This window comes from Paraburkholderia sp. RL17-373-BIF-A (assembly GCF_046030175.1).
Lineage (GTDB): Bacteria > Pseudomonadota > Gammaproteobacteria > Burkholderiales > Burkholderiaceae > Paraburkholderia.
On record NZ_JARESO010000124.1, the window covers coordinates 1 to 7,442 of the forward strand.

At 60.7% G+C, this 7,442-nt stretch carries 4 protein-coding genes and 5 pseudogenes; 5 read left to right on the plus strand and 4 right to left on the minus strand.

Going from position 1 to position 7,442, the window contains the following annotated elements:
- The 3 pseudogenes from P0D80_RS47800 to pdxR all read right to left on the minus strand — a co-directional run.
- Window positions 1–331: pseudogene (locus P0D80_RS47800) on the minus strand (hypothetical protein); the annotation flags it as partial.
- Between the two features lie 578 nt (window positions 332–909).
- Window positions 910–1,090: pseudogene (locus P0D80_RS47805) on the minus strand (FAD-dependent oxidoreductase); the annotation flags it as partial.
- Window positions 1,091–1,376: 286 nt separating this feature from the next.
- A pseudogene (gene pdxR, locus P0D80_RS47810) lies at window positions 1,377–2,882 on the minus strand (MocR-like pyridoxine biosynthesis transcription factor PdxR).
- Between the two features lie 116 nt (window positions 2,883–2,998).
- Between pdxR and P0D80_RS47815 the strand changes: the two are divergent.
- The 3 genes and pseudogenes from P0D80_RS47815 to P0D80_RS47825 form a co-directional block, all read left to right on the plus strand.
- Window positions 2,999–3,631 carry an FMN-binding negative transcriptional regulator gene (locus P0D80_RS47815; protein ID WP_408183722.1) on the plus strand — a complete coding sequence of 211 codons (633 nt, stop codon included), beginning with the start codon at window positions 2,999–3,001 and terminating at the stop codon, window positions 3,629–3,631.
- Window positions 3,632–3,676: 45 nt separating this feature from the next.
- Complete coding sequence (locus tag P0D80_RS47820; RefSeq protein WP_408295180.1) at window positions 3,677–4,000, plus strand: antibiotic biosynthesis monooxygenase family protein; 324 nt, start codon at window positions 3,677–3,679, stop codon at window positions 3,998–4,000.
- Window positions 4,001–4,050: 50 nt separating this feature from the next.
- A pseudogene (locus tag P0D80_RS47825) lies at window positions 4,051–4,221 on the plus strand (cupin domain-containing protein); the annotation flags it as partial.
- A 94-nt stretch (window positions 4,222–4,315) separates the two neighbouring features.
- Here P0D80_RS47825 and P0D80_RS47830 read toward each other — a convergent pair.
- Entirely contained in the window at window positions 4,316–5,023 is a 708-nt protein-coding gene (locus P0D80_RS47830) for a TetR/AcrR family transcriptional regulator (protein WP_408295183.1), read from the minus strand.
- Between the two features lie 118 nt (window positions 5,024–5,141).
- Between P0D80_RS47830 and P0D80_RS47835 the strand changes: the two are divergent.
- Window positions 5,142–5,639: pseudogene (locus P0D80_RS47835) on the plus strand (isochorismatase family protein); the annotation flags it as partial.
- Window positions 5,640–5,724: 85 nt separating this feature from the next.
- Complete coding sequence (locus tag P0D80_RS47840) at window positions 5,725–7,134, plus strand: MFS transporter (protein WP_408295186.1); 1,410 nt, start codon at window positions 5,725–5,727, stop codon at window positions 7,132–7,134.
- Window positions 7,135–7,442: the final 308 nt, after the last annotated feature.

Sequence of the window (7,442 nt, forward strand, 5' to 3'; positions counted from 1 at the left end):
AGTCTGGCATGGCGGGCGGGAGCGGCGGCACATCGTGCGACTGGACCTGCTTAGCCGGACTCTTCAACTGATCCCGCAAAGAAGCGTACGTCTCGGCGTCCTCCTTCGCCCGAGCAACGTATCCACTATGGTAGGCATTGCTCAGGTCTTTCTGACGTGCCTGGTTTTCCTCATCGGCGGTCATACGTTCGTCACCGGGGTCGAGCGATGCATCCGTCCCGCCGTTGTCATAAGCGGACTTCGGACCATCGGCCCATGCTGGAATGGATTGCAGCGATGGCGCAAAAGCCACCGAAGCAACTGCAATGCCTAACAACGATTTAATTTTCATGGTTTCACCTCGCAGCTAGAGAGAAATGGAAGCGCTCCAGCCACCTCCCGGTGGGCCTCGTGCCGATACGCAACGTCGTGCGGCGCACCAGAAGGCGACTTCCTCGTGCCTGCACAGCGCTGGCTGGTAGTCCTGACTTTTGAGCATTTCCCGGCCTCTTTCAGAACGGCGCAGTCTGGCTAACTAATGGATTAGCGGTCGCAAACCGTCCGTAAATGGCGCTTAACAGGGCCGCGGCGCTAACATTCACATTTCGCCAATCGCAACACGGCTATCCATTTCTCATTTGCAGCTGCTTCCTTGCTGAAACAATCGTGCGGGTGGCAGGCGTCCAGCGGCGCACCCGCCCGGAACCACGCCAGAAACCACATGGTGTTCGCTCGAAAGGGGAAACTCCGTGCGGGAATACTCATATCCAGTCGACCGGCATACTTGGAAAAGCAGGGATCGCAGACGATGACAGTGGCGTGACGCATCACCCGCCCGGGTGGACTCAACGGCCGGTCCGGACGGTCAAGAAGCGAGGTCTGTTGTCGCTTCTGGTGCAAAGGGAAACGTGCTGGTCGTCGCGCTTCGTTTCAGAACAGTTCTCGAATCTGCTGATCCAGCATGCCGAGATCAAGCGCCGGGACGCGAAATGACGGGCCGCCAAGAAAGCGCGCATGCCTTGGCTTCGCAAACAGCTCGAAGGGCGGCCTCGCCCGCCATTGCCTGTGCGAGCACGCGACCCGCGATGCCCGTCAGCGCCACGACGCGACCGATATGATCCGCGCACGAACGTCCGGTGTCTGGTAGTGGAGCCGACGTTCGAATGTCCGTGTGAAAGCGCGGGCGAATGGCCGTAGATGGCCGACTCCGGTCCGACATCGATCGGGCGGTGTGGGCCGCCGTTGATCGGCCCGCATCGGGCAACTGTCGACCCGAGCCGGACGTTCGAATTTTTTTGGTCGGCAATGACCGGTTTGGGATCAGAGCCGACCGACGCAGAGCATCGAAGCTGCGGTGTGCATTCATGGCGATCACCCGGCGCCTGACACCGCATGACCTATCTGCGCCGCGTCTTTCCATCTCGTGTACCCGTGATTACTGCCGCCAAGCGTTGAGCAGCGGCTTTCATCTGCTCGCTGCTGAACCCTCCAAAGCCAAGAATAAGACCGGGGCGTCCCGTCTCCGGCGCAAACATGAGCGACACCGCGCGTACCGCGACGCCTTCCTTAGCGGCGCGCTCGACGACCTCCCGGTCGTCCAAGCCGTCTGCGAGCCAGAGTACGAGGTGCATCCCCTGATCGCCGGGCTCGATCCACGCGAGATTAGCAGGTAGCTAAGCTTCGAGCGTATCAATCAATTGACGCCGATGCTCGGAATAGACATTTCGAACCTTGCGTATGTGCCGCTCCAGATGCCCTTCCGCCATGAAGGCGGCGAGCACGTGCTGATCGGCAGTTGGCGGGTGGCGATCCATGAGCACGCGTGCACCGCAGAACGCATCGACGAGATTGCGCGGGACGATCAAATAGCCCAGCCTGAGAGATGGAAACAGAATCTTGCTGAACGTACCAAGATAAATCACGCGATCCGGAGCCAATCCTTGAAGGGCCGGAAACGGATAGCCCTCGTAGCGTAGCTCGCTATCATAGTCGTCCTCGACTACCCAGGCATTACTGCCGCGTGCCCACGCGAGCAAGGCCGTGCGCCGCGCCATGCTCAAGGGCATCCCCAAGGGATACTGATGGGACGGCGTAACGAATGCCGCGCGCGCATGCGGGGCCATGCTTATGCCAGCCTCAACATCAAGACCCTCTGCGTCAACAGGCACACGGGTCACGCCCTCGCGATAGCCGATGTTTTCAAGAATTGCGGTGACGCCACGGTAAGCAGGGTTCTCGACCCACGCCTGATCGCCCGGATTAAGCAGGACCTGACTCGCGAGAAAAAGTCCCTGTTGGGTACCACTGGTCACAATGACTTGGTCCGCCTCACACCGCACGGAGCGGGACCTTCGCACATAGGTTGCGATCGCTTCGCGCAGGGGTAACGCGCCCAACGGATCAGCATATCCCGTGGGCGCGCCCGGGCCCCTTGCGCGCAACCGGTTACCTAGGCGACGCCAGATATCGCCGGGCGCGGTCAAACCGACCGGGACAGATATCGCGAAGGGTATCGGATCAAGCGGACGGAACTCTTGTGCAATCTGGGCGAACGCCAAGGCGCGCTCTGCTAGCCCGGACTTCGTTGCCGGTTCCAATATTGCCTCAGGTGTGCTGACCGACTGCGACTCCGCTAGGGCTTGCGCGACATGTGTTCCCGCTCCCGCTTTCGATTCCAGAAAGCCCTCGGCAAGCAACTGCTCGTAGGCCTCGATCACTGTCCCTCTTGCAATGTGAAGTGAAGCAGCGAGCGAACGCGATGACGGTAATAAGTCTCCGGCTCTTATGTCTCCCTTGCGCACCGCCTCCCGCAGCGTCTCCGCAAGTTGACGGCTCAGATTGCCCGCCGTGCGATCGAGCGCCCCGAGCGACGGCATATCCGCGACTCGCGCAGTTCTCGCCATAATTCTGGTTCACTAGAAATTTAACAAACTGGACCTTTAGGATAAACCACTTTTACATCACACTAGAAGGGTCGCAGTGATACCAGCCAATCCCCCTTAGCAGCCAGAGATATCGTATGTACTTACCAGTCCACTTTGCCGAAACCCGAAAGGAAGTTTTGCACTCCCGCATAGCTCAACACCCGTTTGGCACCTTGATCACTCACGGGAGCAGCGGACTTGACGCAAATCACATTCCGTTTGAACTTACAGCAGAGGACGGCAAACTGGGCGTGCTGCGCGCGCATGTGGCGCGGGCCAACCCGGTATGGCAGGACGTGGCGAACGGTGACGAGGTGCTTGTAGTCTTCCGTGCGGGCGACGCCTATATTTCTCCGAACTGGTATCCAAGCAAGCACGAACTGCACAAACAGGTGCCGACCTGGAATTACATGGTTGTCCATGCGCACGGCCGCATTACGATTCTCGATGATGAGCGCTACGTGCGAGGCGTAGTTGGTCGGCTCACTCGCACACATGAGGCATCGGAACCGAAACCGTGGAAGATGGGCGACGCACCGAAGGACTACGTGGATACCATGGTAAGGGCCATCGTCGGTGTTCAGATTGAGATCACGCGTCTTGTTGGTAAGAGCAAGCTCAGTCAGAACAAGGAAGCACGGGATATCCAGGGTGCTGCCGAAGCACTCAAGTCAAGCGGCGAATCCCAGCTTGCCGATGCAATGCTCACCGTCGTCCCGACGAAGTAGTAATAGAGAGCGGTCGGCGTCACTCAAAACTCATCAGAAGGCGCAATGTACTCTTCCACCTTCATTTTTCGGGCTGGTCAATACGACGAGGAGTTCCATGAACTCGATCAGCGGATTGCCGAAGTGGCTCGAGGCATGCCGGGATATGTGCGTGAGGAGACGTGGGAAAACTCCGGTGAAGGATTGATCCAGAACGTCTACTACTGGGAGTCGAAAGAGGCATTGCTACATCTCATCAGGCATCCAGTCCACGTCGAGGCGAAAGCGAAGCAAGGTCGCTGGCTGGACGGCTATCGGGTCATCATCGCGAGGGTGATTCGTGAATATGGTGATGGCCAACTCGTGAGGCCGCTCCACGGCCATCAGTAGGATGGGTAAGCTTGGAAAGCGAATCGTCTTCAATGCCGGCCTTCGCATACATGGATTCTGCGCGTACCCCGTGGACACCGTCGCCATTCGCAGCAGGCGTGGAGTTCAAGCGACTCGGAAAGGCCAACGGCCGGGGCATGCAGCTCGTACGTTTTGCTGCGGGGACTACGTTTCCTGCTCACCTCCACACTGGCCCTGAGTTCATTTATATGCTCGAAGGCGAAGCTATCCAGAATGCGCCCGTGCGCGGCACTTCAGCGTCGACGCGGTTTGATCAAGACCGCTTTATAGCGTCGCCACGCGGTCTTGCGCATGCTACCCGGAAGCGCCACCTGATGGTGGCGCCCCGTCCTGAGCCGCGGGCAGTTCGTGGCCAGCGAGCTTGCTGGCTAGATACAGCCGGTTCATCAGACGCAACTCGGCGGGGCCGCCCGGGCTGGTCGGAGCCGACTTGTCGAGCGTCATCGCCACCATCGTCTTCATGTTGTTGAGCAATACCACCGCCATGTCTTTGGCGGTCTCTCCCGGCAATGTCGGCGCCCTGAGCCGCAGCGTGCCAACAATCCGCTTGAGCGCCTTCTCGCGATACTCGAGTCGCTTGCCCGACCATTCCGAACGGGCATCCAGCAACGCGATGAGCGCCTTGGTCTCGTCGTGGATCTCCGCAATGGAGTCGACCAGCAAATCGGCCAACTCGTCTATCGACACCACGCGGGCACGAGCATCGATTTCGTCGCATTGGGCATCACGCAACTCGCTGTAGCGCTGCATCAGTGCATCGGCCAGCACTTCCTTGTTCGGAAAGAAACGATAGAGCGAACCGATTTTTGTGTCCGCGCGCGCCGCTATCTCGGCCATGGTTGCGGCATCGAAACCACGCTCCTGAATGACCTTCGACGCAGCGGCCATCAACGTGGCGACGCGCTCGCGGCCGACACCACGCTGCGGCGCAAGCGCCGGCCGTTCACGATTGGGCCGCGGGGCAGCAGATAGAGCTTTAGTTTTGGCGGGAGTCGAAGACATGCCGTCAGTTTGCCAGTTACGGCGGCCCTCGGCCACATAACTCTATTTGAGCAAATACTCAAATAGAGTTATGCTTTGGCGTCAGTTACCTCCTCGAATCCACCGCAAGGCTCCCATCATGCTCGCTCTTCCCGCGACTACAACAGCACTCATTCTCGTCGATCTCCAGCAAGGCATCGTGTCGATGCCCGCTCTGGCACCCCGCCCCGGCGCTCAGGTGGCAGTAACCGGCGGCCGGCTCGCAGCGCGTTTCCGGACTGCCGGGGCATCGGTCGTACTGGTCAACGTCGCCTTCGCGGCGGACTTCGGTGATGTGCTGAAACAGCCGGTGGACCGGCCTTTCGCGCGTCCGGAAGGGGGCTTTCCAGCGAACTTCAGCCAGCTCGTTGAAAAACTCGCTCACGCGTCCGACATTCTCGTGACGAAACATCAATGGGGCGCGTTCTACGGCACCGATCTCGATGTGCAGTTGCGGCGCCGGAACGTCAAAACGGTGGTGCTCGCCGGCATCGCAACCAATATGGGCGTCGAATCCACCGCGCGCCAAGCGTACGAGCATGGCTACGAAGTCGTGATCGCCGAAGATGCGACGACGGCGCTGTCTCATGACATGCACGCGTTTGCAATCGACAACATCTTTCCGCTACTCGCACGCGTGGTGGAGTCCGATGACATCGATCTGAAGAACTGGGCCACGCGAAATGCAAAGCAATCCGCCGACAACCGGCGGCGATCCCCGTCGCCCGAACGAACGACATGCGGGCTTCGGCTTCCGTTTCGTCGCGCCGCTAGCGCTCGGCGCCGTACTGAATCCGATCAATTCGACCATGATCTCTACCGCGCTGGTGCCAATTGCGGCCGACTTCCATGCAAGCGTCGCGGAGGCTGGATGGCTTATTGCCGGGCTCTACCTGGCAAGCGCCGTGGCCCAGCCGACCATGGGGCGACTGGCGGATCTATTCGGCCCACGCCGGATTTACCTGATCTCCCTCTTCATCGTCGCGATATCCGCGCTGGTCGGCCGGTTTGCTCCCACGCTCAGCGTCTTGATCGCGGTGCGGGTGGCACTGGGAATCGGCACCGCCGGCGCCTATCCGTCGGCCATGCGCATCTTCCGCGTCCAGGCAGATCGGCTCGGTGCGGCGCCGCCACGCGTCGCCATGAGCGTTCTCTCGCTGGCGGGGGTCTCCACCCTGGCCATCGGACCCTTGCTGGGTGGCGTACTGACAGGCGCTTTGGGCTGGCATTCGATCTTTGCCGTGAACACGCCGCTCGCGCTGCTCGCTGCGCTGCTGGTTTTTTTGTGGGTGCCAAAGGATCAGCCGCGCGACGGCAGCTTTGCGCGTCTGATGGCAGAGCTCGACGTGGTGGGCATCCTGCTCTTCACCGGCTTCTTGCTCGGCCTGATGATTTTCCTGATGAATCTCGACCGCCCAGTCTGGAGCATGCTGCCTATCGCCGCCGTTCTCGGTGTGGCACTCGTGCTTCACTCGGCGCGACGCAAGCAGCCGTTTATCGATGTGCGGATGTTGGCCCGCAACCGACCGTTGACGGTAACCTATCTGCGCGCAGGGGCGGTCCTGATGATCGTGTATTGCATTCTCTACGGATTCGCTCAGTGGCTCGAAAGTGGCGCCGGCTTCTCCACTAGCCAAGCGGGCCTCATCACCATGCCGATGTCGCTGCTCGCCGCCGTCTCCTCTGTGACAGGCGGGCGCACAAAAGGCATTCGAGGGCCGTTTATCGTGAGCATTGGCGCAGCGCTGGCCGGATGCATCTGCCTGTTTTTTATCGACAGCAGCAAGTCCGCATGGATCATCGCTGCCGCGGTTGTGTGCTTCGGTGTGCCGCAAGGCATGTTTTCCACAGCCACCCAGACCGCCGTCTATCTGCAGTCGCCGGCCGACGAGATCGGCACTGCAGCGGGACTCCAGCGCACCGCCGGATATCTCGGTGCAATCGCGGCGACCAGCCTCCTTGGCGCCTTATATGGCAAAACTGCAAGCGATCACGGCCTGCACAGCCTGGCCATCGTTATGGGTGTGTTGAGCGCCTGCCTGTTTGTCGCCACGATATTCGATCGCACGATTCCGCGAATCGCCGCGGTGTGAACGGCAGCGGGCGGAGCGCCTACCCGCCGCTGCAGCCGCTTAAGCATCATTCCGTGAAAGTGACGAACTCTTGACGACCCGTTGGAGTCACTTATACGTCACGCGCGACCGTCCGCTGCTAACCAGATACCTGACTTCACAGCTTGCCCTGAGTAGCGTACGTCCGACTGGAGATTCACACGTTGCACCGCGGATGTTCAATGCCAGGCCGCGGGGGGGGGGGGGGGGGGGGGGGGGGGGGGGGCGCGGGGGCGGGGGGGGGGGGGGGGGGGGGGGGGGGGCGGGCGGGCGGGGGGGGGGGGGGGGGG